At 54.7% G+C, this 26,896-nt stretch carries 26 protein-coding genes; 6 read left to right on the top strand and 20 right to left on the bottom strand.

What is annotated here, in order from left to right:
- Positions 1-146 precede the first annotated feature (146 nt).
- The 9 genes from Q371_RS01000 to hspR form a co-directional block, all read right to left on the bottom strand.
- Positions 147-1,370 (bottom strand): hypothetical protein, encoded by a 1,224-nt coding sequence (locus tag Q371_RS01000; RefSeq protein WP_034334910.1) that lies wholly within the window; start codon positions 1,368-1,370, stop codon positions 147-149.
- A gap of 275 nt (positions 1,371-1,645) precedes the next feature.
- The gene (locus tag Q371_RS00995; RefSeq protein ID WP_034334909.1) at positions 1,646-1,861 is read right to left on the bottom strand and encodes a hypothetical protein; all 216 of its coding nucleotides are present in this window, start codon (positions 1,859-1,861) and stop codon (positions 1,646-1,648) included.
- Positions 1,862-1,913: 52 nt separating this feature from the next.
- Positions 1,914-2,759, bottom strand: a complete 846-nt coding sequence (locus tag Q371_RS00990) for a metal ABC transporter permease (RefSeq protein WP_034334907.1) — start codon at positions 2,757-2,759, stop codon at positions 1,914-1,916.
- Position 2,760: 1 nt separating this feature from the next.
- Positions 2,761-3,537 (bottom strand): metal ABC transporter ATP-binding protein, encoded by a 777-nt coding sequence (locus tag Q371_RS00985; protein WP_051963048.1) that lies wholly within the window; start codon positions 3,535-3,537, stop codon positions 2,761-2,763.
- Between the two features lie 11 nt (positions 3,538-3,548).
- Complete coding sequence (locus tag Q371_RS00980) at positions 3,549-4,421, bottom strand: metal ABC transporter substrate-binding protein (RefSeq protein WP_051963047.1); 873 nt, start codon at positions 4,419-4,421, stop codon at positions 3,549-3,551.
- Between the two features lie 185 nt (positions 4,422-4,606).
- Complete coding sequence (locus tag Q371_RS00975; protein ID WP_034334905.1) at positions 4,607-5,950, bottom strand: dipeptidase; 1,344 nt, start codon at positions 5,948-5,950, stop codon at positions 4,607-4,609.
- Positions 5,951-6,225: 275 nt separating this feature from the next.
- The gene (locus Q371_RS00970; protein ID WP_051963046.1) at positions 6,226-6,996 is read right to left on the bottom strand and encodes a metallophosphoesterase family protein; all 771 of its coding nucleotides are present in this window, start codon (positions 6,994-6,996) and stop codon (positions 6,226-6,228) included.
- Between the two features lie 21 nt (positions 6,997-7,017).
- Positions 7,018-7,791: a metallophosphoesterase gene (locus tag Q371_RS00965; protein WP_034334904.1), complete on the bottom strand. Its 774-nt coding sequence runs from the start codon at positions 7,789-7,791 to the stop codon at positions 7,018-7,020.
- Positions 7,788-8,498, bottom strand: a complete 711-nt coding sequence (gene hspR, locus Q371_RS00960; protein WP_034334902.1) for a heat shock protein transcriptional repressor HspR, fused homodimer type — start codon at positions 8,496-8,498, stop codon at positions 7,788-7,790. The genes Q371_RS00965 and hspR overlap by 4 nt, the downstream gene beginning before the upstream one ends.
- Before the next feature lie 104 nt (positions 8,499-8,602).
- On the opposite strand from hspR, the gene Q371_RS00955 reads away from it, so the two are divergent.
- From Q371_RS00955 to Q371_RS00940, 4 genes are all read left to right on the top strand, one after another.
- Positions 8,603-8,920, top strand: coding sequence for a hypothetical protein (locus Q371_RS00955; protein WP_034334899.1), 318 nt, complete (start codon positions 8,603-8,605; stop codon positions 8,918-8,920).
- Positions 8,917-9,267 (top strand): cupin domain-containing protein, encoded by a 351-nt coding sequence (locus Q371_RS00950; protein WP_034334896.1) that lies wholly within the window; start codon positions 8,917-8,919, stop codon positions 9,265-9,267. Before Q371_RS00955 ends, Q371_RS00950 begins: the two co-directional genes overlap by 4 nt.
- A gap of 299 nt (positions 9,268-9,566) precedes the next feature.
- Positions 9,567-10,208, top strand: a complete 642-nt coding sequence (locus Q371_RS00945) for an HAD family hydrolase (RefSeq protein WP_034335321.1) — start codon at positions 9,567-9,569, stop codon at positions 10,206-10,208.
- A gap of 52 nt (positions 10,209-10,260) precedes the next feature.
- Positions 10,261-11,427: a MalY/PatB family protein gene (locus tag Q371_RS00940; RefSeq protein WP_034334894.1), complete on the top strand. Its 1,167-nt coding sequence runs from the start codon at positions 10,261-10,263 to the stop codon at positions 11,425-11,427.
- A gap of 127 nt (positions 11,428-11,554) precedes the next feature.
- On the opposite strand, the gene Q371_RS00935 is transcribed toward Q371_RS00940, so the two are convergent.
- Positions 11,555-12,397, bottom strand: a complete 843-nt coding sequence (locus Q371_RS00935) for a leishmanolysin-related zinc metalloendopeptidase (protein ID WP_245618181.1) — start codon at positions 12,395-12,397, stop codon at positions 11,555-11,557.
- 590 nt (positions 12,398-12,987) lie between these two features.
- On the opposite strand from Q371_RS00935, the gene Q371_RS00930 reads away from it, so the two are divergent.
- Together Q371_RS00930 and Q371_RS00925 are read left to right on the top strand one after the other, a co-directional pair.
- The gene (locus tag Q371_RS00930; RefSeq protein WP_034334891.1) at positions 12,988-15,603 is read left to right on the top strand and encodes a phage tail tube protein; all 2,616 of its coding nucleotides are present in this window, start codon (positions 12,988-12,990) and stop codon (positions 15,601-15,603) included.
- A gap of 78 nt (positions 15,604-15,681) precedes the next feature.
- On the top strand, positions 15,682-16,632 hold the full coding sequence (locus Q371_RS00925) for a magnesium transporter CorA family protein (protein WP_034334890.1): 951 nt from the start codon (positions 15,682-15,684) through the stop codon (positions 16,630-16,632).
- 4 nt (positions 16,633-16,636) lie between these two features.
- Here Q371_RS00925 and Q371_RS00920 read toward each other — a convergent pair whose 3' ends face one another.
- The 10 genes from Q371_RS00920 to pilM form a co-directional block, all read right to left on the bottom strand.
- Positions 16,637-17,773, bottom strand: a complete 1,137-nt coding sequence (locus Q371_RS00920; protein ID WP_034334889.1) for a PQQ-dependent sugar dehydrogenase — start codon at positions 17,771-17,773, stop codon at positions 16,637-16,639.
- On the bottom strand, positions 17,770-18,204 hold the full coding sequence (gene aroQ, locus Q371_RS00915; RefSeq protein ID WP_034334886.1) for a type II 3-dehydroquinate dehydratase: 435 nt from the start codon (positions 18,202-18,204) through the stop codon (positions 17,770-17,772). The genes Q371_RS00920 and aroQ overlap by 4 nt, the downstream gene beginning before the upstream one ends.
- Positions 18,205-18,303: 99 nt before the next feature.
- A complete protein-coding gene (locus tag Q371_RS00910; RefSeq protein WP_034334884.1) occupies positions 18,304-19,326 on the bottom strand; it encodes a 3-dehydroquinate synthase in 1,023 nt (340 codons plus the stop codon).
- Positions 19,298-19,873, bottom strand: a complete 576-nt coding sequence (locus tag Q371_RS00905; RefSeq protein WP_157442429.1) for a shikimate kinase — start codon at positions 19,871-19,873, stop codon at positions 19,298-19,300. The genes Q371_RS00910 and Q371_RS00905 overlap by 29 nt, the downstream gene beginning before the upstream one ends.
- Before the next feature lie 35 nt (positions 19,874-19,908).
- Complete coding sequence (gene aroC, locus Q371_RS00900; RefSeq protein WP_034334881.1) at positions 19,909-21,060, bottom strand: chorismate synthase; 1,152 nt, start codon at positions 21,058-21,060, stop codon at positions 19,909-19,911.
- Between the two features lie 106 nt (positions 21,061-21,166).
- A complete protein-coding gene (locus tag Q371_RS25030; protein WP_169743760.1) occupies positions 21,167-23,269 on the bottom strand; it encodes a type II secretion system protein GspD in 2,103 nt (700 codons plus the stop codon).
- Between the two features lie 96 nt (positions 23,270-23,365).
- A complete protein-coding gene (locus Q371_RS00890) occupies positions 23,366-24,340 on the bottom strand; it encodes a hypothetical protein (protein ID WP_034334879.1) in 975 nt (324 codons plus the stop codon).
- Positions 24,337-25,002 carry a type IV pilus inner membrane component PilO gene (locus Q371_RS00885; protein ID WP_034334877.1) on the bottom strand — a complete coding sequence of 222 codons (666 nt, stop codon included), beginning with the start codon at positions 25,000-25,002 and terminating at the stop codon, positions 24,337-24,339. The genes Q371_RS00890 and Q371_RS00885 overlap by 4 nt, the downstream gene beginning before the upstream one ends.
- A complete protein-coding gene (locus Q371_RS00880; RefSeq protein ID WP_034334875.1) occupies positions 24,999-25,661 on the bottom strand; it encodes a hypothetical protein in 663 nt (220 codons plus the stop codon). The genes Q371_RS00885 and Q371_RS00880 overlap by 4 nt, the downstream gene beginning before the upstream one ends.
- Positions 25,654-26,832, bottom strand: coding sequence for a type IV pilus assembly protein PilM (gene pilM / locus Q371_RS00875; RefSeq protein ID WP_034334873.1), 1,179 nt, complete (start codon positions 26,830-26,832; stop codon positions 25,654-25,656). The genes Q371_RS00880 and pilM overlap by 8 nt, the downstream gene beginning before the upstream one ends.
- Positions 26,833-26,896 lie beyond the last annotated feature (64 nt).

Genomic DNA, 26,896 nt, shown 5'->3' with positions numbered 1-26,896 from the left:
GAGCTTTCGCTCGGGGTAAAGAGGGTTTGGGAACTCACTCAAGAGTAGAGTGCCACCACAAGATAAAACCCAAATGAAATTCGACCTTCATCAGAAGTTCAGCTGATTTTTGACTGCTGGGCAGCAAAAAAGAGCAGACAACACCATCACCTTTCAACGTACATCTGGTAATTCACGGTGCGGATGTCCGACATGGCGGTTTCCACATCGTTCCATGGCACATCGAAGGTCAGGAGGGTCTGGCTGGCCTCGGTTTCCTGCTTTTGTTTGCGTGGGGAAGACTGCACCGTTTGCCGTCTGGAGAAAAACAGACGGAAGCGATCGTGGGTCATCAGGCAGCGTGCAGTGTCATGGGCAGTCAACAGGGACTGCTCAGAGCACAAAATCGCAAGGTGGGCAGCCTCGGGGCAAGAGGGCCGTTCTTGCAGTTCATCGAGTTCCACCAGACCCGCCTGCACCATCACCTCCAGAGATTGCAAACGCTCTGGAAGGGGTTTGATGGTCTCAAAGCAGGACAGCACCTCTTGCAGGGGGATGATCGCCAGAAACTGGTCTTTGGCGTCCAGCGTCTGAGGCCCATTCACATACAGGCCCAGATAGGTGTGCAGGCCGGGGGTGGGTTCAACGCCGTACTGCGGATCCATTTTGGGTGTGAAAGGAGCAGGGTAAGCCACTGGACGGCCTTTGGCCCTCTGCATGGCCTCGGTTTCCGAGTGGGCGGCCACCAGCAGACGCCGGGTGGCCAGACAGTGCAACTTCACTTCAAAAGCATGCAGCTCACTGCTCTGGGAGGGGTCCAGTTGCAAGGTGTCATGCTCAAGGTGCTGGATGGAACTCCAGGTGATGTGGGGCGTGTCGCGCCACCCTTTGTGGGTCAGGAATGAAATCCAGAAATCGTCCCGGCTGGCATGAAACTGCAAGCGGTCCGGCTCGGGCAACTTCTGTGAAGAGACCAGCACCTCGGGGTGGTTGCTGCACAGCACATTGCTTTCCAGAGCTGTGGTCAGCACATGGCCCTGCACCGAGAAATTGGCCCCAAGGGTGCTGGCAGGCAGAATGCGAACCACATCCCACACGGCCAGCAGTTCATTGACCGGCAGATAAACCATTTCTTCGGTTCTCAGGGGTGTGGGGACCGACTGAAACTTCAAAAAGGGCATGGCTGGAGAAAGCTTTTGCACTTCTGGATCTTGAAACTCCGTGAAGGTGTACACCCCACTGTTCAAGGTCAGGGGTGTGGCCGGGCTTTCATGGAGGTGGGCAGCATTGAGGGTCACTCTGGCCTGATGCACGGCATCTTGTGCATTGTGCCCGAGGATGATCAGGGTGATTTCGGTGGCCTGTTCAAGGGTGACGGTATAGGTGTTCATGTGTGTCCTCGCGCGTTGGGGGGAGTGGGCTGGATACCGGCGGATTCATTGCAATGTCAGGTCAATGAAGACAGCACATGCACAGGTCACATTCACGTGCAAGGAGGATGCCATGCATCCTGAACTTCACGATAATGGGACGGTTCATTCAGAGTTCTTACAGCCGTGCTGCAGAAAAGAAAAGCAAATTTGAACAGTTTTTGAACATTTGGCTGCTTTGCAGGGCCAACCATCAAAAAACCCCTCCAGCATTGGAGGGGTCAGGAAAGAACAGGTTATTTTCGTGGTGGGATCACGTCAACGTCAACGGTGCGACCATTCTGAAACGTGGCTCTGGTGTTGCTCTGGGTTCGTGTGCTGCTCTGCTGTTGCACCTGTGCCCCTTTGAACATTTTCCAGATGGCCCTCGCCTGACGGTATCCTGTGCGGATCATTTGCACCGTGGCTTTGAACTTGCGGTATCGGTACTTGAGTTTGCTCCACATGCCCATGGTTTCATGATGAAAGGTGCTCTGGTGAGGATGATGTGTTGTTCAGACCCCATCAAGCGGCAGGCAAAACCCGGCTTTTCAGCTTCAGGAGGCCATATTTGGGCGCGAAGATCAGGGCCACAATGAACAGGATGGTTTGCAGGACCACAATGCAACCGCCCGTTGAGGCATCCAGAAAATAACTCAGGTAGGTGCCAAACACACTGCTGAACACCCCACTCGCCACCGCCCAGAGGATCATGCGTTCAAAACGGTCGGTGAGCAGGTAGGCGATGGCTCCGGGCGTGATCAGCATGCTGATCACCAGAATGATGCCCACGGTTTGCAAACTGGCCACGATGGTCAGGGCCAGCAAAGTCAGCAGGGCGTAATACAGGTAAGTGGTGTTCAGGCCGATGCTGCGGGCATGGGTGGGATCGAAGCAGAACAGCAAGAAATCTTTGCGTTTCAGCAAAATCACCAGCAGGGCAAACCCACCAATGATCACGGTTTGCAAAATGTCTCCGGTGGTGATGCCCAGCACGTTCCCAAACAAAATGTGTGACAGGTGCACGTCGCTCGGGGTGACCGAAATCAGGACCAGTCCCAGAGCAAAGAGGCCCGTGAAGACCACCCCCATCACGGTGTCTTCCTTGATTCTGGAGTGGGCCTTGATGAAGCCAATGGCAATCACGCTGCCCAGACCAAACACAAAGGCTCCCAGAGCAAAAGGTGCCCCGACCATGTAAGAGAGCACCACGCCGGGCAACACCGAGTGGGACACCGCGTCGCCCATCAGGGACCAGCCTTTGAGGGTCACAAAGCAGGACAGCACCGCACACACAGCGCCGACCAGAGCGGAAACCAGCATGGCTTTGACCATGAAATCGTATTGCAAGGGGGCCAGAAGCTCTGACATGTCAGTCTCCCAGCGCCATGCGAGGTGCAGAGGCAGCCATGCTTCTGGAGAGCAGGTGCTGTGCCCCAAACACCTGAGCGATGTTTTCGGGGGTGAACACCTGCGTGGTGTGTCCGTGGGCGAACACGCTCTGGTTGGCGATCAATGCCACCTCATCGCAGAACTTTTCGATGGACTCAAGGTGGTGCGTGGAAATCAGAATGGTGTGACCTTGCCCTTTCAGTTCTTTCAGCAGTTTGGTGATCAGGTCTTCGGTGGTGGCGTCCACACCGCTGAAAGGTTCGTCCAGCAGGAGCACGGTGGCTTCCTGTGCCAGAGCACGGGCCACAAACACCCGTTTTTTCTGGCCTCCTGACAGTTCACCAATCTGGCGGTCTTTGAAATCCAGCAGGTTCACCCGCCTGAGGGCCTGCTCCACACTCTCACGGTCTTGGCGTCCGGGGGTGCGCAGCCATCCCATGCGGCCATATCGGCCCATCATCACCACATCCCAGACAGTGACCGGGAAATTCCAGTCCACATCCTCGCTCTGGGGCACATAAGCGACCACGCCCTGCTTCTGGGCTTCCTGAATGGGTTTTTCGTTGATGCGGACCTCGCCCGAGTAAGGCTTGAGGAGGCCCATGATGCTTTTGAACAGGGTGCTTTTTCCGCTGCCGTTCATGCCGATGAGACCGCAGATGGTGCCGCTTTTCAGGCTCAGGGAAGCATTGACCAGGGCTTGATTGCCGTTTGGATACACAATGGAAAGGTTTTGCACTTGAATGCGGTGGGTCATGGGGTGCTCCTTCAGGGTTTCAGCCCCTTGATGAGGGTGTTGATGTCGTATTCCAGCAGTTTCAGGTAAGTGGGCACCTGCCCACCCTGAGCGGAAAGGGAATCCACAAACAGGTTTCCGCCAAATTTGACTCTGGTTTCTCGGGCCACCTGTTGCATGGCTTTGTCCGGCACGGTGGTTTCACAGAACACCACTGGAATGTTGTTTTTGCGAACCGCATCAATCACTTTCTGCACCTGTCTGGGGGTGCCTTGCTGCTCTGCATTGATGGGCCACATGTAGACCTCTTTCAGGCCATAATCCCGGGCAAGGTAACTGAAGGCCCCTTCGCAACTCACCAGAAAACGGCGGTTCTCCGGGAGGGTTTGCACGGCTTTTTTGAGGCGGGCATCCAGAGCTTTGATTTTTGCAGTGTAGGTTTTGGCGTTGTTGTTGTAGGTGGCTGCGTTCTGGGGGTCCAGTTTCACAAACGCCTTGCGGATGTTCTCCACGTAAATCACTGCATTTCTGGGAGACATCCAGGTGTGCGGGTTGGGTTTGCCTTGATAGTCCCCTTCCGAAATGTTGATGGGTTTGATGCCTTCGGTCAGGGTTGCAGAAGGCACGTTCTTGACCCTCTGGAAAAAGCGCTCGAACCACTTTTCAAGGTTCAGGCCGTTGTACAGCACCAGATCGGCTTTCTGGGCTTTCACCAGATCGCTCGGGGTGGGGTCGTAGCCGTGGATTTCTGCGCCGGGTCGGGTGATGGACAGCACGTCCAGTTTGTCTCCGGCCACGTTCTGGGCCATGTCCTGAATGATGGTGAAGGTGGTCAACACCACCTTTTTTTGTGCTTCAGCTGTGCCGAGCAGCAGCAGGATGGAAAAAATCAAGTGTTTTTGCATGGGTGCTCCTTGGAAAACCACAGGGGCTTCTGTCCCCTAATCTATATTTTAGGTATACCTAAAAATTGGTTTGTGTGCAAGTGCATTCAACACAAACTGTTTTGCAGGACAAGGCAGGATGTTTCAAAACAGCAAAATCCCCAACTTGCGTTGGGGATTTGAAGGGGTTGCTTGTGCCCGAGGGTTTACAGTTTGCCCAGTTCATCCAGCACATAAGCACTGGTCAGGATGCCATTGAGGTAATCCTGTACAGCAAAGCTTTCGTTGGGGCTGTGGGGAGCGTCGATGTCCAGCCCCATGTCCACAAACAGAATCGGTGCGCCCACAATGCGGGTGAAAGTGGCAGCAATCGGAATGCTTCCGCCCGTCCGAATGAACACAGCGTCCCGGTTGTACACCTTTTGCAGGGCACGGTTGGCGGCCTTCACATAAGGGCTGTTCAGGTCCACCACGAAAGGATCTCCGCCGTGATGCTCTACAGCTTCCACCTGGGTGCCCTCTGGGGCCAGAGTGGGGATGTGCTTCAGGGCCAGTTCGGTGATGCGTTTGGGGTCCTGACCGGGCACAAGACGCATGCTGATTTTGGCTCCCGCTTTGGCGGCTATCACGGTTTTGCTGCCCTCACCCTGATAGCCACCCCAGATGCCGTTCACATCCAAGGTGGGACGTGCCCAGATCCGTTCCAGCACGGTGTAACCTTCTTCGCCGGGGAATTGATCAATGCCAATGGAAAGGCCCCATTTCTCCTGATCAAACGGCAAACCTGCCCACATGTCCCGCTCTTCGGGGGTGAGTTCCTGCACCCCATCGTAGAAACCGGGAATGGTCACACGGCCCTTGTCGTCTTTCAGTTGGGCCACGATTTCACACAGGGCATTGATGGGGTTGGGAACCGCACCACCATAAGCCCCGCTGTGCAGGTCGCGGTTGGCCCCTTGAACGTGCACCTCGATGTAACTCAGGCCACGCAGGCCGTAAGTGATGGAGGGCACGTCTTCAGAGAAACGTGACCCATCCGAAATCAGGATCACATCGGCCTTGAGGTTGTCTTTGTTGGCCTCAAGGTACTTGGCCAGATTGGGGCTGCCGATTTCCTCTTCACCCTCAAACAGGATTTTGATGTTGACGGGCAACTCGCCTTGCTGTTGCAGCAAAGTCTCAATGCCTTTCACGTGCGCGTAAAGCTGGCCTTTGTCGTCGGTGGAACCTCTGGCATAAATGCGCCCATCCACCACGGTGGGTTCAAAAGGAGGGGTTTTCCACTCTTCCAGAGGGGCCTCGGGTTGCACATCGTAGTGCCCGTAAATCATCACGGTGGGCTTGCCGGGGGCGGTCAGGCGCTCGGCATACACCACAGGGTGCCCATCGGTGGGATCGATGCGTGCAGCAAAGCCCAGAGCCTGCAGTTTGTTCTGCAGGAAAGCTGCAGCTTGCTCCATTCCCGCTTTGTAAGCACTGTCAGCAGAGACGGAAGGCATGCGCAAAAACGCGAACAGCTCTTGTAAAGCCAGATCTTGATCAAATTGCATGACGGGATTATAACCCCAAAGGGATAGACATTTTCCAGAGGGTTGGACGCCGAGGGCAGAAGGCAGTCAGGAATCTCAGACACGTGTTGTAAGGGTGAGCGGGCAAAGGGACCAGCGCCCAGCGCGAAACGGGCCGCCCCGTGAGCGCGTAGTCAGGGTAAGACAACCTGCGGTCCCTCGTTTTGACCAAGACAGCATGCCTCGCCCTGCATTGCAAAAGCCAAAGATTTGAGGTTGCCTGAGCCTTCAGCCTTCAGCCTTCTGCTGTTTGCCCCTCAGGGCAATTCCAGAATCACGCCTCTGGCCCTCGAATCCGAAAGGCCACCATCCACGTTGATGCACTTGCCATTGGCATACATGTAAGGCTCGGTGAGCGTCAGGACGGCATCCCGTTCAATCCCGAGCATGTAATGGATGGGGGTGTGCCCGTGCACAATGCAACTTCCGCCAAAAGCATTCAGGACAGGAGCAATCAGGGCAGCGTCATGAAAAAAAGCCCGCCGTTCGGTGAATTCTTCGAGCAGTTGGGACCAGAGTGCCGCGTCTCCTTGTCGCATCACCTCGCGAAAAAACCAGTTGACATCGCGGAGGTTTCGGGCGTACCGCAGGTACATCAGGCTGTCTGCATGCATGAACAGGTACTCGTTCAACTTGAGCAGCATCGGGCGGTTTTGGAGCCAATGGATGTGGTGCTCTTTGAGGTGTTTGAGGTCACGCTTCTGCCCACCATTGTTCAGCCAGAAATCTTTGAGGGTGAACTGGGTGTCTTTGCGCTGGTAATTGGGGTGCAAGGCAGCCGCCAGCAGCATCATGTCATGGTTTCCGAGCAGGGCATGCACTTGCTCTGGAGCCTGATGGGACAGGCGCATGACCACATCCAGCACCTCTTTGCCATGCTCTCCACGGTCGGTGTAATCCCCGAGGAACACCAGCGTGTGGTTTTTCCCGGTGAAGTTCACTTCCCGGTCGATCAGACCGTGTGAATGCAGCAGGTGCAGCATTTCTTTCAGTCGGCCATGGATGTCGGAGAGCACGAAAATGGACATGTGGTTTTGCCTTTTTGACCTTTACAGTTTCAGCAAGATGCCAGGGGGCCTTGAGTCTGCCAGTCCACCGTCAATGTTGATGCACATCCCCTCGCAGTAGAGCAGGGCGTCTTTGAGGACCCGCAGGTAGAAATCGGCTTTCTCTCCGGTCATGTGGTAGATGGGGGTGTGCCCGTGGATGATCCGGCTTCCACCGAAGGTGCTCAGGATGTTCCGGGCATTGTTGGGTTGATGCAAAAAGGCTTTGCGTTCGCTGAACTGGGCGATCAGGTCGTCCCATTTCTCTGGAATGGGAATGCTCAGGAGGTTCTTGAAAGCTGCATTGACTGCATCGATGTTGCGCCCGAAATTCAGGTACATCAGGCTGTCTGCATGCATGAACAGAAACGGACCAAACTTGAACATGACCGGAAGGGATTGCAGGAAAGCAGCATGTTCAGGGGTCATGCGTTCAAGGTCGCGCCTCTGGCCTCCGTTGCGGAAAAAATGATCAATGCGCGGAGAACAGGCGGTGGGACTGTCGTAATTGGGATGGTGGTAGGTGGCCAGCAAATGCAAATCGTGGTTTCCCATCAAAGGAAACACATTGCTGGGGGCCTGTTTTTTCAGGCGCATCACCAGTTCCAGAACCTCAATGCCATGTTCACCACGGTCGGTGTAATCCCCGAGCAGGATCAGCAGGTCTTCCTCGCTGCCCATCCAGTCCAGATCATCGTCGATGATCCAGGCTTGCTTCAGGTGCTGCACAAAATTGGCATAGCGACCGTGGATGTCGCTCATGACATACAGGCTCATTCGTCGTTGGTCTCCTGGGGTGGGGGCAGGGTGCGGAAATGGGTCATCCGTTCAGACAGGTCTTTGTGGATGCGGCTGATGTCCAGCTCGAAAGCAGCTTGCATGTCTTCCAGACGGTGCCTCAGGCGCATGATTTCTTCCACGCCTGCCAGATTGACCCCGAGTTCCTGGGTGAACCTGCGGATTTCCCTGAGGTGGTCGATGTCCCTTTCGCTGTACAGGCGGGTTTTCCCACTGGAACGGCCCGGACGGATCAATCCCTTGCGCTCGTACAGCCTGAGGGTTTGCGGGTGCATGTCCACAAGCTCTGCTGCAATGGAAATCACATAGACGGGGCGGTCTCTGGGGTCCAGTTGCCCGGCTTTGGAGGGCAGGGCCAGAGGTTGGCTGTTCACTTTTTCTTCAATGGCCGACTCGATGCGGCGGATTTCAGACTCAAAATCGTCCTGCAGGTCGTCCAGTTCGTGCTGCAGGCGCATCACTTCTTCGACACCAGCCAGATTGACCCCGAGTTCCTGGGTCAAACGGCGAATTTCCTTGAGGTATTCAATGTCTCTTTCACTGTAAAGACGCGTTTTCCCACTGGAACGACCCGGACGGATCAAACCTTTGCGTTCATAAAGTCTAAGGGTTTGCGGGTGCATGTCGACCAGTTCTGCCGCAACCGAGATGACGTATACGGGACGGTCCTTACCTTCATTCGGCATGACCCCAGTATACAAATGTTTTCCCAGTGTAGGGATGTCAGGATTCAAACAGATTCGGGAACATCCTCATGGCTGAGTGCGTAACATGAATCAAGGAGGACGCCATGCGTTTCTTGATTCATGTTTTGTTGATGTTGCCGGTCAGTGTGTACCTGTCTTACCTGTTGACCCGCATCTCTGGAAAAATCTGGTTGGGCTTGCTGGGTGGGGTGCTGGGCGTGGGTGTGGTGGGTGCCTTGATGGGTGTCCTGAAATTCACGGGATGGCTCAACCTCGGTGAGAACCCGTGGGAAGCGGCTTCCCAGTACACCCTGGTGTTTGGCTGGAACGTGGGCCCGGTGGCCGGACTGATTGGGGTCCTCTGGGGTTTGCTGGAAAGAAACAAAAGAAAAGCCCTCAAGGCGGTGGGGGTGAAAGATTGAAAGCCACCCTCCAGAGCAGTGAACATTACCTGTGGGGAAATGCCTGTGACGGATGGAAATTGCTGAATGGTGCAAACCTCAGTGTGATTCAGGAACGGATGCCTGCGGGTACACAGGAGGTGGCCCACCACCACCAGAGGGCAGAGCAGTTTTTTTATGTGCTCTCTGGGGTTTTGACCTTGCGCCTCCCTGAAGGGGATGTGGAGTTGCACCCTCAGGAGGGTTTGCATGTGCCTGCAGGCAAAGTGCACATCGCCATGAACCTGAGCGGTCAGGATGTGCATTTTCTGGTGGTGTCCAGCCCGAGCACCGCAGGGGACCGGGTGGTGACCGAGCAGTTTGCTTGAAGGGCATGTTGGCAGGGTAAGCGCAAAGTTGCTGTGGGGGCAATGCAAACAAAGGAGCCATCAGCCGTCAGCCAGAAGGAAAGTTTCCTTGCTGCCTTTTCAGGTTCAAATCTGATCTTTGCCTTTGGGTCTTTCTGTATTCAAAGCCAAAGCCTATGGGTGTGCTTTTTGCTGAAAGCTGAGGGCTGACCACGGACCGCTTCTTCAGTAGACAGGCCAAGCCTCAGACTTTGTGCTCACCCTCAGCATGTTGGATATTGTACGCACATGGTCCTGCTGAAAACGGTAAAGTGAACCCCATGCGTCAAGCGATTGTTTTTGATCTGGACGGAACCCTGATTGATTCAGCCAAAGACATCACCGTGGCCTTTCAACAGGCATGTGTGGTGTGTGGCCACCCTGAGCCCGCAGCGGAGCACGTCAGAAACCTGATTGGCAGACCCCTGCGTGAGATGTTCCACCACTTTCTTCCCGATGCAGACATGGATCAGCTGATTCTGGCGTACCGTGCCCACTACGATGACCACTGCACGGTGTACACCCGGTTTTACCCCGAGGTGCTGGATGTGCTCTCCGAACTTCGAAGAAGGGGATACCTGCTGGCGGTGGCCACCACCAAAGTCCCGAGGGTCGCCCGACGGGTCAGCGAAAAAATGGGCCTGACCATGCACATGGACCACATTCAGGGCACAGAAGGTTTCCCACACAAACCAGAGCCAGATGTGATTTTCACTGCTCTGGATGCTTTGGAGGCACAGGGACTCTGGATGGTGGGAGACACCACCGCAGATGTGCTGGCCGGGAAGGCTGCAGGCCTCAAAACCTATGGAGTGACTTGGGGAACCCACGGCCGGGATGTGCTGGAAACCGTGCATCCAGATGTCATCTCAGATGACCTGAAAGGCCTTCTTGAGGTGTGTCCTCCACTGAACATCTTGTAACAGGTGTGGAACACTCTGGGTGCTGGACTGGGTTCTGCGTTATGATCCTGCTATGCGCGAACAATTTGATGCAGTGACCATCGAAGATTGCAGAAAATTCACCGGAGCGAAATGGCAGCAGTACGGACCAGAGGCCCTTGCCCTCTGGGTGGCCGACATGGATTTTCCCATTGCCCCAGAGATCCAGCAGGCCATTCAGGAACGCATCACCCACCACATCGGATACCCTCAGCATGGTGGAGACCCCGAGTTGCAACAGGCCATTGTGGACCGCATGCAGGAGCGCTTTGGCTGGGAAATTCAAACCAAAGACATCATGATGATTCCCGGTGTGGTTCGCGGCCTCTATGGTGGTGTGATGGCATTGACCCAGCCTGGAGAAGGGGTCATCACCCAGACTCCGGTCTATCCGCCTTTCCTGATGTCCATTGAAAACACCGGGCGCACCGTGCAGGCCAACCCGATGGTGTACACGCCAGAAGGATGGCAACTGGATTTCGACCAGTTGGAAGCCGTGGTCACTCCAGAGAGCAAAGTGCTGATGATTTGCAACCCACAGAACCCCACAGGCAGGGTGTTCACCCGTGCTGAGCTGGAAAGACTGGCAGAGTTTGTTTTGCAACATGACCTGCTGGTGATTTCAGATGAGCTGCATGCCGACCTGATTTTTGAAGGTCAGCACACGGTTTTTGCCAGCCTCAGTCCCGAGATGGAGCAGCGGACCCTGACCCTGTATGGACCGGGGAAAACCTTCAATCTGGCAGGTCTGGGGATGGGATTCATCATTTCCCGCAATCCTGCATTGCTGGCAAAAGTACGCAAGGCCACGGTGGGCATGCTTCCAGAGCCCAATGTGCTGTCCATGGCAGGCACACTGGCAGCCTATACCAGAGCGCAAATCTGGGAACAGGAAGTGGTGGCTTACCTGAAAGACAACCGCGATCACCTGAACGCCCGCCTCAAAGCCGAACTGCCAGAGGTCAAAACCGCTTCTCCAGAAGGCACCTACCTGCAACTTCTGGATTTCACGGCTTATCCATTTGCTGCAGAGGTGCAAAAAACCCTGCTTGCAGGTGGGGTGGCCCTCAACGATGGTCCTCCATTTGGCAAAGGTTATCAGGGGTATGTGCGCCTCAATTTTGCCACCAGCAAACAGATTCTTGACGAGGCTCTGGACCGTCTGGTAGCCACCGTCAGGCAGCACGCTCCAACCGTTTGATTCGTCTGGGTTTCAAGACCTCCAGCATCTGGAGGTCTTGTTTTTAAAGCATTTGCCGGAAGAACAAGCGCTTGTCTCTCTGATGGATGTTTTTGGAAATGGGAAGATTCTTTTCAATCTTCCCATTTCATGGATCAATGCTGGATGGGGTTTCTCCGGGCTTTAGCACTCTGGGAACGGTCAGGATTTCCAGCAATTCAAAACCTGCCCTCTGACCAGACACTTCGGATTGAGGAAGGGTGTAAGGGTCCGCGGCTTGCAGGTTCACCTCATACCCCAGATCCTGCAAGGCGCCGAGGGTGAGTTTGCTCAGGGGCATGGGGTTGCTGGTGGAGAATCCAGTCATCAGTTCAGATTTGAAGGTTTCTTCGTCCCAGTGTCCACACTTGGTGCCTGCGCCATACTGGTTTTCCACCGGAACCCCTCCGGTTTTGCCCAACTCATGAAAATATCGGGTGGCATGTTCTCCAGTGAAAGAGATCTGGTTGGAGTTCAGGCATCCACCCTGGTTGTCGTATTCCAGATGGTCGTTCCAGAGGGTGCCAATGCCCAGCACGTGGCCCATTTCATGCAGGATCACGTTTTGCAACGTGCCGTCCAGTTCACGGATTTGCAGATCGTGATGGTCAAAACGAATCATGCCCGTGATGGGCAAACCCTTGTTCTGTCTGAGCAACAAAGGACCGGATTGTGCCATGACTTTTCCTGGGCCATCGATGTTGACCGATGAAATGGTGATTTGAAGGTCATCGATGGGGGGTGAACCTGCAATGTCTGGAAGCCCTTGTTCAATGACCGTTTCCCATCTGCGAGCAGCAGCTTGAAAGAGGGCTTTTTGCTGTGAATTCAGCAGGCTGTTTTCAGAGAAGACCAGCGTGATGTTGAACGGTTCTCGGGTGAAGGGTGGGGTGGATGCAGCAGGAGAGCCACATGATGTGAGAGAGGCCAGAACCAAAGTGGACCAAACCATCTGTTTCAATGTCTACCTCCAGCAGAAAGGGTTGGGTGCAAAAGAAGCCGAGTGAAATCAAGATCATCTCTAAATATAAAGATTTCTTTAGATTTTAAATGAGCAAAACATGTGCAAGAATGACTCATCTCTCATGAAATTTCCTGCAAAAGAAAGAACAGATCGGCATTCCTCAAAGATGAAATCCATCTGGAATATTGTTTTTTAAGATCCAAAGAAAAATATGGATTTTGATTTCGGGTAAACCTGAGATGCAGCTGAGTGAGATTTGTGGGTGAATTTCAAGAAAAAAGTGTGAATATGCCCTTTCTTGATGATGAAAAAATCCGATCAAAATCACAAAACCTTACAAATTTACAGGTTCATCTCAGTTTTATCTTGGTTTGCATTAAGATTATGGTCGGTCTGAAGTTAAACTGTGGAACATCTAAATACATGAGGGCTTTACCTTGATCATAAATGTAAATGAGTGCGAAATATCATACATTGCACTTTTCGAGTTTGTAGAATTCTAATTCTCGAGTATGAAGCATCAGGAATAAACCTTATCAGAGGGTTCCTGCTTCACTCATGATTTCCTGGAGGATCAAATGTTGAAGACCCGTATTGGAATGTTAGCCCTCACCGGTATGCTCGCCCTCGCGTCCTGCGGTACCCAGAGTCCCAGCAGCATCACCCAGCCTCCTGTGAATGCCACCACCGTCTCGGTGACTTTCGCCAACCCCAACAATTACACCATTGTGGTGAAAGACAGCAGTGGCAACACCGTCAGCAACCTGGCTCAGGTGGCCCCCGGCACCTACACGGTGACCTTCAGCAAAGCGGGATACAAAACCGTCACCCGCACCTACACTTTCGTGGAAGGCCAGAACTACAACCTTGAAGTGCCCACCCTGGAAGCCATGTCCGGTGCATTCTACGTGAATGCTCAGGGTCAAATGGTGGAGATCACCCAAGCCGATCTGAACAATGCCGGCAGCAAGTTTGTGTTCTATGCCTGGCTGGAAAACGAAAACAACGGAATCTGGATTCACAACCTCGATCAAAACAAAGACCCAGGACAGCCCTTGCCCGGTGAGCAGGACGAAGTGGCCCCCACCAACACCCAGAACCTCGCTGCAGGTTGGGTGGGTTACAAAGCGGCAGATGGCAAGGTTTACCCTGTGATTGGCGCTTCCGTGCGCTGGGACATTCTGGAGCAAACCGGCAGCGTGCGTTTCAGTGCTGCTGACGATGGTGGAAACTCTGGTGGAGTGGTGCCCCAGTACATCAGCGACAATGCCCTGACTGCTGAAACCTTCACCAACCGTGCAGGAAACGCCAACAATGCCCGTTTCCCCTCCAGCGTGCAGTACCCCTTGTACAACGTGACAGGTGTGGGCACTCCAGACCTCAACGGTTTCACCTGGACTGCCCTCAACCATGATCCCAAGTACTCCACCGCAACCGCCAGAGTGCGTGCTGTGGCTTACGTCAACGGCACCGAAGTCACCAAACAATTCCTGAACAAGACATTTGCTCCAAGTGCCAAACTGGTGATCAGCAAAGACCCTGCAGCCCAGGAAACCCTGATCAACCAGGCCAAGACCTTCAGCATCACCGTCAAGAACGAAGGCCGTGGTCCTGCCACCGGCATCAAACTGAACGACAAACTGATGTCCGGCAACGCTGCTGTCTACGGCATCACCGCACCCGCAGGCACCACCGCCAACACTGCCGATGGCTTTGATGTCACCTTCGATCTGGCTCCCGGTGAATCCAGAACCTTCACTTTCCCCGCGCAGGCCTCTGAAACAGGTGTGTACTGTGACATGGCCACCATCACCCAGTACACCAACGGTGCTTTCGGGGTGCAAAATCCCAGCGATCTGAGCGATACGGCCTGCTTGACCGTGCGTGCACCCAAACTGAACATCATCAAAGAGTTTGTGGATGCCAACGGCAATGTGATTGCCGATCCTCAAACGGTCATGACCAACACCGATGCCCGTCTCCGTGTGACCGTGAAAAACGGTGGAGACGCCACAGCCACCAACGTGGTGGTCACAGACAACCTGAACGGTGGTGCCAGCGCCGCCTACAGTGTCAGCCAGCTGCCCACCGGCACCACTGCCAACACCAACGACGGCTGGGCTGCCCCGGCCTTTGATCTGGCTGCTGGTCAAACCCGCACCTACCTGTTCAATGTGCGTGCTTCCGCCGATGGCCGCTACTGCGACACCGCCAGCTTCACCAGCAGCAACGCTGGAACGGGTTCTGATGATGCCTGCTTGATTGTGGCCACCCCCAAACTGAACATCACCAAAGTCAACAACGTCAGCAACGTGTTCCCCGGCAGCAGCTACCAGAGCACCATCGTGGTGTCCAACACTGGCAATGCCACTGCAACCGATGTGGCCGTGAAAGACCTGCTGGGCCAACTGCAGGGTGGTACAGCCTTTGTGAACTTCGGCAGCGGTTCCTACACCGTGACGGGCAGCAGCACACAGGGTTCTGTGGCCAAGACCGGCAACACCATCACCACCGTTCCTGAAACCATGAACCTGGCTGCAGGCAGCAGCATCACCCTGGTGCTCACCAGCACCGTGCCTGCCGGAGCCGCTCCTGGCCAGTACTGTGACGTGGGCAGCTTCACCAGTGGCAATGCTGGCAACGGCGAAGCCCGTGCATGTGTGGAAGTCCGTCCTTACCTCGCTGAACAAATTCAGCTTGTGGACGCTGCTGACCCCATTGTTGCTGGAGGCGCAACCACCACCTACACCGGCACCTTCATCAACGAGCAGCGCTCCAATGAAAGTGCTGTGCGCAACAGCTTCAACTTCGTCTTCGGCTCCAATGACCCCAGAGCCACCCTTGGCGGTGCTTTCAACTTCAGTGACATTCAGGTCTACATTGATCCCACCCCTGTGCGCGATCCCGTCACCGGAGCCATCACCTCCAACTACACCAATGCTTCCTCCAGACGCCTGGCTGCCACTGAATTCACCACCACTGCCGCTTCCGGTACCGGCACTGTGCGCGTGACCCTGCAAGACACCCTGGCACTTCCCATCGGCGGTGTGTTCTACATCCGCACCACTGTGGGCGCTCCTGCAGCCATCAGCGCTGGAGATTACTACTCCACCGTCCAGTGGACCAACTTCGGTTCTGTGTCCAACAACCAGCTCAACCCCTTCTCCAGCGAACCCACCACCGTCATCAAGTAAAATTTCACCTCACGCCTGTTCACCTCAAAACCCTCTGGAATTCCAGAGGGTTTTTTGTTGCACTGGTAAAGTGGGACCATGATCCGTGCCCTCTCCATGATCAGCCCTGACATCCCCGACTGGAAAAACCACCCCGAGAGTGTGTGGGTGGATGTCTTGGCCCCCACAGCAGCTGAATTGCAAGAACTCCAGAAAGTGTTTTCCATCAACCCTCTGGCGCTGGAAGATGCCCTGACCGAAGGCCACTGGAGCCGCTTTGAAGCTTACCGTGAACATGCTTTTCTGGTGTACCGGACCCTCAAACCCGGTGTCAAATGCAATGAAGACACCGAACGCCTGAGTTTGTTCTGGTATCCCGAGACCGACACCCTGATCACCTTGCGCCTTCGTGAAGTGGAATACCTCAACAGTGTCTGGCAAAGTTTTGAGCCTGTTGTTCACGGTATTGAAGAACGGGTGATCTACCATTTGCTGTCCAGAGGGACAGATTCTTTTTTTGACTTCACGGACACCTTGAAAGAGGAAACCGATGTCCTCGAAGAGTCCCTGTTTCAGACCCAGTCGTCCCCTCAACTGGTCCGTCAGGTTTTTCAATACAAGCACCTGATCATGTCTGCCCGCAGGCTGGTCAGCAGTGCCAGAGAAAGTGTGGCCGCTTTTTCCAGACACGCGGCTTTGATGTCTCAGGAAAGCCAGCACCATCCTGAAGAACTCTCCATGTATTTGCGGGATGTGGTGGATGTGCTGGGCCGCACCTATGAATCTCTGGACTCTTCGCGTGAAGTGCTCACCAGTGTGCTGGACGTGAACCTGACCTTGCAGTCCAACCGCATGAACGAGGTGATGAAAACCCTCACCACCGTTTCCACCATCTTCTTGCCCCTGACCTTTCTGGCAGGGGTGTGGGGCATGAATTTTGAACACATGCCCGAGCTGCACCTGAAGCACGGTTACTTGCTGTCGTGGCTGGCTTTTTTGACGCTCGGGCTGGGGTTGGGCTGGTACTTCAGAAGGCGGGGTTGGTGGTGAGCCTTTATTTTTGCTGGAACCTCAAGAGCATGCCGTTCTTGTCATCGGTGAAATAAAAGCTGCCATCTGGCGCGAAGGAAATGTCCACGGGTGCGCCTTGCTTCTGGTCTTTTTTGGTGTCCCAGTCCCAGACCAGATTTTTCAAGGGGCCTTGTGGAATGCCCTGGTCATTGACCGCATACATCACCAAACGATGTCCATTGGCACGGTAGCCATGCAAGCCCACCACCACATGGTTCTTCAGGACAGGCAAAGCATTTGCAGGACTGTAGGCGATGCCCAGAGGGGCACTGTGTCCCGGTAGCAAAATGGTGGGTTTGACGCTGTTCTGGCACTTGAAGGTTTTGAACTCTGGCGCATTCACCTGATTGTCGTAACAGTAAGGCCAACCGTAAAAACGGCCCGCCTGGATCACGTTCAGTTCGTCGTGGGGCAAGTCCTCATCATCAACTTTGAGGATGCTGGCCAGCGCGTCCCGGCTGTTTTCGGCTTGCAGCAAGGTGCCTGAGGGGTGCACGGCCAGTCCCATCGAGTTCCTGAGTCCTTTGGCCAGTGTTTCTGAGCCCAGCACTTTGCCACCCTGTTCCCAGTCGATGTTGAACTTTTTGAGCAAAGAACGGGTGGCGGTTTCTGTGCAGGCACTTTTGCCTTTCTGGTTTTCGCAATTGTCGGTGACCGAGCCGTAATTGACGACCAGTTGGTTCTGTGCATCAAACACAAAGCTTTTCAGAGGGTGCCTTCCGTCGTCTGGAAGCCCTTTGATCCAGACGGTGCGGCTTTTGGGATCTTTCAGGTCAAAACGCAGAATCTGGCTGTCTTCGGCCACATAAATCTGCCCATCAGGCCCCTGACGGATGCCATGCGGACGGTCCAACCCCGAGAACAACCTTTGCAATGGTTTGCCCGGTGTCCACAGAGCCACTCCACCCAACTTCGCACCCCAACCTCCCATTTCCACGACCAGCACACGCCCATCCGAAAGGGCCAGCACCCCTCTGGGAAATTTCAAGTTTTTCTGCACGATGGCCACACAGTAACCTTTGGGGGTTTTGACGTTCAGTGCAGGCAAACCTCCACACTGTGCGGCTGAAGCACTGCTCAGCAGCATCAAGCCCAGTGTGCTGTACACCAGAGGTCTCATGAACCTTGCGTTTCCATCAGGTAATCCATGGCCAGTCGGTAGCCATAAACCCCCAGACCGCTGATTTTCCCTTTGCAAACTGCTGCAGTTACCGATTTGTGCCGGAATTCTTCGCGGGCATCCACATTCGAGATGTGCACCTCCACGACAGGCAATTTTTGTCCTGCAATCGCGTCCCTCAAAGCATACGAATAATGGGTGAAGGCTCCGGGATTGATCACGATGCCCGTGAAACCGTGGCTTTCGGCTTCATGGATCCATTCCAGCAACTGGCCTTCGTAATTGCTCTGGCGACAGGTGACGTTGGTGCCCAGTTCTGCGCCCCAGTTTTCGCACATGGCTTCCAGATCGGTGAGGGTGGTGGCCCCATACACACCGGGTTCACGGGTGCCCAGCAGGTTCAAATTCGGTCCATTCAAAACAAGAATCATGCGGCTCCTTTCAGATGAAGCAGGGACAGTCATGCCCAGTCTAACTTGAAACCATTTGAAAAAGGGTGAACCAGATGGCTCACCCCGAGAATCCAAACCTCAAAGGTCTTGCAAGAACTGCTCGAAACTGTCCTGCTGAACCTGCAAAGGCACACGGGCAAGATAGGGGAGACCGTGGTCTTGCAGCAGAGTGAAACGCACCCCTTCAGCATCGGCTTTTTTGTCTCGGGCCATGTAGCCATGAAGCACCCCAAAATCCCGATTGGGCAAAGGAACGGGTTTCATCCATTCCAGAAAACCTCTGGTTCTGGAGGTGAGGTCCTGCCCACCCATGTTGCGGGAAAGGAAGGCAGCATAGTGCATGCCGTAAGCCACCGCTTCACCATGGGAAATCTGGTGTTTGGAGACGGCTTCCAGAGCATGTGCCAGCGTGTGACCAAAATTCAGGTAAGCCCGCTCTTTTTTCTCGTGCGGATCAATGGACACGATGTGGGCTTTCACCTGAATGCTGCGGGCCAGTTCTGCGGCAAACACCTCACTGTGGATGTCTTCCAGTTCGTAGAATTTGCTGACTGGTGCTTCTTTGTCCAGTAGGTGGTGCTTGAACATCTCGGACATGCCTTCTTTGAAGACCTGCGGAGAGAGGCTTGCAAGGGTGCCCAGATCGGCATGCACGCTCTGGGGTTGCCAGAACGCACCCACCAGATTTTTCCCCTCTGGCAAATTGATGCCGGTTTTTCCACCCACACTGGCATCCACCATCCCGAGCAGGGTGGTGGTCAGGTTGATGAACCGCACCCCACGCAGGTAACTGGCGGCCACAAAGCCCACCAGATCGCTGGTGGCCCCTCCGCCCAGAGCCACAATCAGGCTGTCCCGCGTGAAATTGGCTGCGGCCAGTTGAGACAGCACATCTGCAAGCACGGTGAAGTTTTTGCAGGCTTCTCCGGCAGGCAGTGGAATCAGCAACCGGACGCGGTCTTTCAGGCGGTCGAGGGTGCTCTGGGGCAGGTTGCTGTCGTAAATGAGTGCGGTGTTGGCAGGCAAATCGAGGGTTTCCAGCAAATCGAAACCCACCGTGACGGTGTAAGGCTCACTGACCTGAACGTGAATCTTGTGCATGACGGTACTCCCAGAGTTTCTCGATGATCTCCAGCACCACCTGCTCGCTGGGATGATGGTCGGTGTGGATGTGGATGTCCCCCTCTGCATAAGCGGGACCCCTCTCCTGCAACAGGGTTTTGATGCGGGCCACGGGATCTTCGACTTTGAGCAAAGGGCGGTCACTCTTGCGGGTGCGCTGGAAAATGGTTTCTGGGGTGGCATGCAACACCACCACCGGACCTCTGGCCTTCAGGACTGCCCGGTTCTCTGGGTTCACGAATGCCCCTCCGCCCAGAGACACCACCGCCAGATCCAGATGGGTGGTGCGCTTCAACACTTCCCGTTCATAGGCCCGGAAGGTTTCTTCTCCGTAATACTCGAAAATCTCGCTGATCTTCATGCCACTGACCCGCTCGATCACCTTGTCGGTGTCCACGAAGTTCAGGAGCAAACGGCGCGACAGTTCCCATCCCACCCGGCTTTTCCCGGTGCCCATGAAGCCTGCCAGAGCCAACCAGCGCACCGGACGGTCAATTTTGGCATGGCTGAACATCAATTCGTCCATTCCGGAAAGGCTTTCCGTGCAGCTCGGGTGTCCATTCAGTACTCGGCAACAAATTTGCGGTATTCCTGCACCCGTTCTTGAATCTCTGGAAGGGTGTCACCGCCGAACTTCTCAAGGATCGCCTCTGCCAGCACGTAACCGATCACGCACTGCATGATCACACCAGCAGCAGGAACGGCCGTGGTGTCAGAGCGTTCCAGAGCGGCATCGGCAGGTTGCTTGGTGACCACATCAATGGAAGGCAGGGGGTTCATCAGGGTGGCGATGGGTTTCAGGGCGATGCGGACCACCAGATCTTCACCATCGGTCATGCCCCCTTCAAGGCCACCTGCGCCGTTGGTGGTGCGGTAGTACCCTTTGCCGTCTTCGCGGTAAATGGCATCATGCACCTGAGAACCGGGCATGCGGGTGCCACGGAAGCCATAGCCGATTTCGATGCCTTTCACGGCCTGCACGCTCATGACGGCCTGCGCAATACGCCCATCCAATTTGCGGTCCCAGTGCACATGGGAACCCAGACCCATCGGCAGGTTCTTGAAGCGCACTTCCAGAATGCCCCCGAGGGTGTCGCCATCCTTTTTGGCCTGATCGATGCGCTCCACCATCTTCTGGGAGGCCTCGGGATCAGGGCAACGCACCAGAGAACCCTCAATGGCATCCACAAGGTCCCAGGTGAAAGGCACGTCGCAATCAATGTCACACAGGCTGGACACGTAATTGATGCCCACAATGTCCAGTTCGGACAGCAGTTTCAGGGCAATGGCACCCACAGCCACCCGCATGGTGGTTTCGCGGGCACTGGCGCGTTCCAGCACATCACGCAGGTCCTTGTGGCGGTATTTGATGCCTCCAGCAAGGTCGGCGTGACCAGGACGGGCACGGGTCAATGACTTCTTGCGAGGCTCGTTTCCCGGTTCTGGGCTCATGATCTCGGTCCAGTTGCGGTGGTCTTTGTTCTCCACCACCATGGTCAGGGGTGCTCCGGTGGTCCGACCGGCACGCACGCCAGACATGAAGAGCACCTGATCGGTTTCAATTTGCATCCGGCGACCCCGGCCATAACCACTCTGGCGTTTGGCCAGCCATGGGTTGATGTCTTCAGCCGTCAATGGAAGTTGTGAAGGCAGCCCTTCAATGATGGTGGTCAGCTGTGGACCGTGAGATTCGCCTGCGGTTAAGAACTTCATGCTATGCAGCTTAACACTTCTGCTCTGGAAGCTTTGAAATCCTTCTAAACAAAAAAACCTGCCGCTTGAGCGGCAGGTGGACAAAGCAACAGTTGGAGAAGGTTGTTTATTCGACAGTGTTGGCGGTGATCACCAGCATCAGCTGGGTTTCTTTGTCTTCGATTTCGGTCTTCTTGAACAGACCACCAATCACAGGAATGCTGGAAAGGACGGGGATGCCTGTGGTGTTGTCTTTCTTGTTGATGCTCAGCAGGCCACCCAGAAGCACAGTGGAACCGGATTTGAACGAAAGCAAGGTGGAAGCTTCGTTGTTGGTCAGGTTGATCAGCTCTGGATCTGTAGGGGCAGTGGTGAAGTTCTTCACGCTGGCATTGACCTTCATGGTGATGGTGCCATCGTTTGAAACCTGCAGGTTGCTGATGTTGACCGTGACCCCGTAGTCCAGTGAACGCTCAATTGTCACACCTGCACCCACAAGGCTCACGGTCAAGGTGCCCCCAGATTTGATGGTGGCAGGTTCTGCCTGACCGCTTTGCAAGGTCAAGCTGGAGTCATCCACACGCTTGAGCAGGTTTTGACGTTCCATGGCTTCCAGTGTGGCTCCCAGGTTGAAGCCCACCAGGTTGTTGGCTGCGTTGAAAACCGACTTGATGCCTTCCGCTCCAAATCGGAGGGTGGAGAAATTGCCAAAAGGGGCCGTCCAATCCAGACCAAGGGTGTTGGCTGCAGTACGGGTGATTTCCTGAATGCGAACCTGCACGTTCACCTGTGGAACACGCTTGTCCAGAGCCAAAATGGCATCTGAAATCTGATTGAGCTGGGCCTGGGTGCCACGCACAATCAAGGAGTTGGTGCGAACATCGGAAATGATGTCTGGGGCTTGCGTGGCCACATCTTGTGGTTGGGCATTGTTGGCGTTGTTGGCATTGGCATTGGGATTGACAATGATCAGGTTGGGATTGTCATTGTTGGCGTTGTTGGCGTTGTTGTTGGCTGCAAAGGTTTGGGTGAGCACGGCTTTCAGATCGTCTGCTTTGGCATTGGAAAGCTTGAAAATCTGCTGGATGCGCACCACAGGTGCAGGTTGCTCAGGGGCAATGTCCACACTGGACAGCAGGGTTGCAATTTCCTCTTGCTGTTTGGCAGTGGCAGTGATGGACAGGGTGCGGGTGGTTCCCACACGGTTGATGGTTGCTCCTGGAACTTCCGCTTTCAGGAAGGTGATGATTTCATCTGGAGCAATGTTGGTGGTGTAGAAACGTCGGACAGGTGGCTCGGCAGCAGGCACTGCTGGAGCATTGTCCACCTGCACAGGTTGTGGAGCAGGATCCACACTGGCCAGCAGGGTTGCAATTTCCTCTTGCTGTTTGGCGGTGGCAGTGATGGACAGGGTGCGGGTGGTTCCCACACGGTTGACCACAGCTGAAGGCACTTCGGCTTTCAGGAAAGCCACGAGGTCTTCAGGAGCCATGTTCGCAGTGTAAAAACGACGTTCGGTGGGCTCTGGAGCAGGCACAACAGCAGGGGGGGGTGGGGGTGGATCGATGGTGGCCAGCAAAGTGGCAATTTCATCGTGCTGTTGTGCTGTGGCGGTGATGGAGAGTGTACGGGATTGCCCCACACGGTTGATTTGTGCTCCAGGCACTTCGGCTTTCAGGAAGGCAGCCACCTCATCTGCGGAAAGGTTCGTGCCATAGAAGCGACGCTCGGTGCTCTCTGCCACAGGGGTGGTTGGAGCGGTGGTGACCACATCGATCACTTGAAGCAGACTTGACACTTCCTGCTGCTGTGCTGCAGTGCCTGAAATGGCAATCAGACGGCTGGAGCCAAAGCGGGTGATGGAAACATCTTTGGCGGTTTCCTGCAGGAATTTGATGACAGAGTCGGCATCGGTTTTGACCGTGTAGAACGATCTGACCACGGGTTCAGCAACCACTTTGGGCAGCTCAACAGGAGGTGCAGGACGGAACTTGTCCACCACAGATTTGGGACCCACAACCACAATGTCATTGCCGAGGATCTCAAAATCAAGGTCATTGAGGCGAATCAACAGATCCCAAACCTCTCTGAAGGGCTTGTTGGAAATGTTGTAGTTGACTGTTTTGTCAACGGGAACCCCATCTGTGACCACAGTCAGGCCCACAGAGTTGCCCAGTGCTTGCAGCAAAACCACCAGGTTGTTGCTGCTGCTGCCTGTTTGGATGGTCACTGCAGATTCGAAGCGTGATTCTGTGGGTAAAGCTGGAGCCGCAAAGGCCACACCTGCCAGCAGACTTAAAACCAGGAGATTACGTTTTAACATCACTCACCGCCTATCCAGAGTCAGCTCCAGAGTTTCCTCTCCGAGCTGTAATGTGACTTGTTGTTGAGAAATAGCCTTCACCAGAATGTCCGTACCAGCAAGCTTTTGTCCAGTGGCAGCCACCAGGTAGCCTTTGTTGCTGTTGAACACTGCCGTGCTGTTGGGCCCGATCACCACAGAACTGAAAGCCAATTCCAGGGCTGTGGCAGTTTTGATCAGGGCACTTTCAGCCACTGGAGTGTCGGTGGGAGGGGTTTTGGAGGTGGGGACCACCAGTGAAGAAATCAGGACGGGCGTGGGAGCAGAAATGATGGTGCTCTTTTGCTCTGGAACCGCAACACTGCTGTTGGTTTTGGGTTGCGCCACACTTGGAACAGGAAGTGGAACAACGCGTGGAGGCTTGATGGTTGTTGGGTTTCCTGTGGAACCGCCGTTGGAACCGCTGTTGGAGTTGCCAGAGGTGGGACTGGGCAGGCCTGTTCCAGGCAGCACCACCACATTGTCCCCAGTTCCAATGTTGCCAATGGGTTGACCGCTGTTGAAGTCAGGCTGGGTGGGAATGGTCCCTGTATTGACCGGGATGGCTGGAGGATTGAAAGTGGAGGTGGAAGTGGAAGTGGAAACCTGGTTTGGATTGCCAGAGGTGTTGCTGGCATTCTCTTGCACAGGGATGCTGACCGGAATGAATGGGTTGGATGTGCGCCGGCTGGCACCCGTGGCTGTTGTTGTTTCAGAATCGGATTCCACAATCACGGTCCGATTTGAAGTGGTCAAAAAGGGCAACTCTTTCACCACCAGGGGTTTGCCAATCTGTACGGGGCCATCAGGACCGGTGGGTTCCACAACAGGTGGATTGACCACAGTGGCATCCTGATTTTGGGTCAGAAAATAATAGGCCCCTCCACCTCCCACGGCCAGCAGGGCGATGACAATCCAGAGCAACGGTCCTGAAGATGTTTTGTTGGCGGGTCCGGTCATGACGCATTTCCTCCCTCGGGAGCTGAAGTTCCGCCGGGTTGAGCAGGAGGAGTGGTGCCACCCTCAGGTTGGGTTTGAGGTTGGCTTTGCTGAAGGGCCTTTTGGACATCAAAGGTGTACACCGTGATGGTCAGAGCAGCTGTCAACTTTGGATTGCTTGCAGTGCTTCGGTTGACGCTTTCAATTTTCAAGTTGATGTTGTTGATGGTGGAGAAGCGCTGCAGTTCTTGGATTGCAGAAACCACGGACAACAGTCCTGGGAAGGTGGTGTCCAGGTTGAGGGCCACATTGATGGGAACCACACCTGCAGGAAGGGTGCTCTGGTCCACCGCTTGAGGGGCGATGCTCAACAGGGTGCTTCCAGAATCGGCCACAATTTGGCGGAGGTCTTGCAGGAACTCTCCAAAGCGCAAGGTTTCAGGCAACTGCTGCAAGAATTCTTGTTTTTCCAGTTCCAACTGGGCAACTTCAAGCCGCAGTTGAGGCAAGCGCGCCGCTGCTGCTTTGGCACGGTCCAACTGCAATTGCAGGTTGTCCTTCTCCAGGACCTTGTTGGCAATTTCAACACCTTTGGGCTGGTACAGCCAGAAATACCATCCCAGGATCAGCAGAAGCGTTGCTGCAATGGATATGAAGGCAATGTCACGCTGTTTGAGCTTCATGGGTTGGTCCCCTGCGCAGTGGTGGGAGTGGTAGAACTGCCTGTGGTGCCGTCAGCTGGAGTTTCCGTTGCACTGGCTTTGACAAGATTGACGTTGACCGTGAAGTCATACTGGCTGGATTCTTTTTGACGGGTGGCATTCTGGAACTGTATGGCAAAATCCTGACTGTCTTCAAAGGCTTTGACAAAGTCAATCAGTGCCTGGTTGGTTTTGGCTGTGCCTTGAATGGTCAGCACTTTGCTTGCAGGACGTCCATCAAATGCAATGGTGTTGGCTGCCGGGAGGGCCACCCCGAGTGTGTTGAGTGCAATGGTGGGGTTGGTCGATCCAGTGGGAATCTGGCCGACAAACCGCTCAATGTCTCCACGCCAATCGCTGGACAGGGCCTGCAAGTTGGCACGCACATCGCTGTAAACGCTGAGTTCCCGCTTTTTCTGGTCCAGAGCATTTTGTTCAGCAATGTCTGCTTTGCGGGCTTCCAGCTCTGCGCTCATCACGGTCACTTCTTCGTTGAGCTGGTTCAGCTCATTGATTCGCATGATGTGCATGGTGGCAGCCACACCAAGGGCCAGAACAGGAACCACTACGGCGGCCACAGTCCACAAATTGGTTTCGCGGTGGACCGCAAGTTCTTTTGGAAGCAGGTTGATCTTAATCAATGCCCTTCACCCCTCGTACCGCCAGACCCAGAGCCACTGCGAATTCAGGACCGAATTCTTTCAGGTAGGCGGGGTCAATTTTGGCGATTTTGGTGTTGGTGACCATCCAGGGATTGCCCACCTCCACATACAGACCAAGGGTGTCGCTGATGGCCTGAGAAAGGCCAACCAGTTTGGCGCCACCTCCAGAGAGGCAAACGCGGTCAATCACGATGTCTCCGGCCTGAACACGGTAAAACTCCAGACTGCGTCGGATCTCGGTCAGCAGGTCTGCGAGCACAGGACGGATGGCATCGTACACTTTGGCACTGGAGTAGGTATCGTTGCTGGTGTCGATGTCCAGAAGGTCTTCGTTGTCTTCGGTGGGCAGGGTGGCTGCACCATACTGCAGCTTGACGTTTTCTGCAGAGTAGAAATCAAGCTGGAAAGCTTTTTGCACTGCAGTGGTGAAATCGTCTGCAGCAATGGAAATGTTGCGGGTCATCAGGAGCCGGTCTCCACGCACCAGTGCAATCACGGTGCTGGAAGCGCCGATGTCCAGCATCACAGCAACTTCTCCCTGCTCGGAGTAAGTGCCTCCGGTCAGGGTGCTTTTGCTGAGGTGGCTTCCCATCAGGCTGCCACGCAAGGCCCTGAGGGCGGCGAAAGGCTTCACATCAATGGCGATGGGTTCCAGACCGGCCAGTTTGAGCACTTCGACATAACGGTAAATGATGTCTTTGGGTGCTGCTGCAATCACGATTTCCATCTGTCCGGTGTCGTTCTGCACGTCTTTTGGGTTGTCCAAAAGGTCGTAATCCAGAACCACATCGTCGACAGCATAAGGGAGGTATCTTTCGGCTTCCCATTTGATGGATTCATCGAGTTCCCGGCGGTCCATGACTGGCACAAAGATGTTGCGGGTGACGGCGGCTTGGTTGGGGATGGTGGTGATCACCTGCTTGGTCTTGATGTCGTGTTCACGAATCAAGCGGCGGATTTCTTCTGCGAGTGCCTTGGGCTCGAAGACCTGTCCATCCTGCATCGTACCGCTGGGGGTGGGTGTGCTGACCGCCTTGATGAGGTCAGGCGGAGACCCTGGATTCAGCTCGACGATTTTGATGGCGCTGGCACCGATCTCGAGTCCAATCGCATTCTTCCGCGACCATAGCTGATTGAAGAAATTTTGCACGCTACCTCCGGGATTTCTTTAACTTGATCTTAACACACTGTTACAAATTATGGAGTTTTTCACA

Source organism: Deinococcus misasensis DSM 22328 (assembly GCF_000745915.1).
Taxonomy (GTDB): Bacteria; Deinococcota; Deinococci; order Deinococcales; family Deinococcaceae; genus Deinococcus_C; species Deinococcus_C misasensis.
The sequence above is the reverse complement of the archived record's forward strand: the minus strand, read 5'-3'. Positions and strand labels throughout refer to the sequence as shown.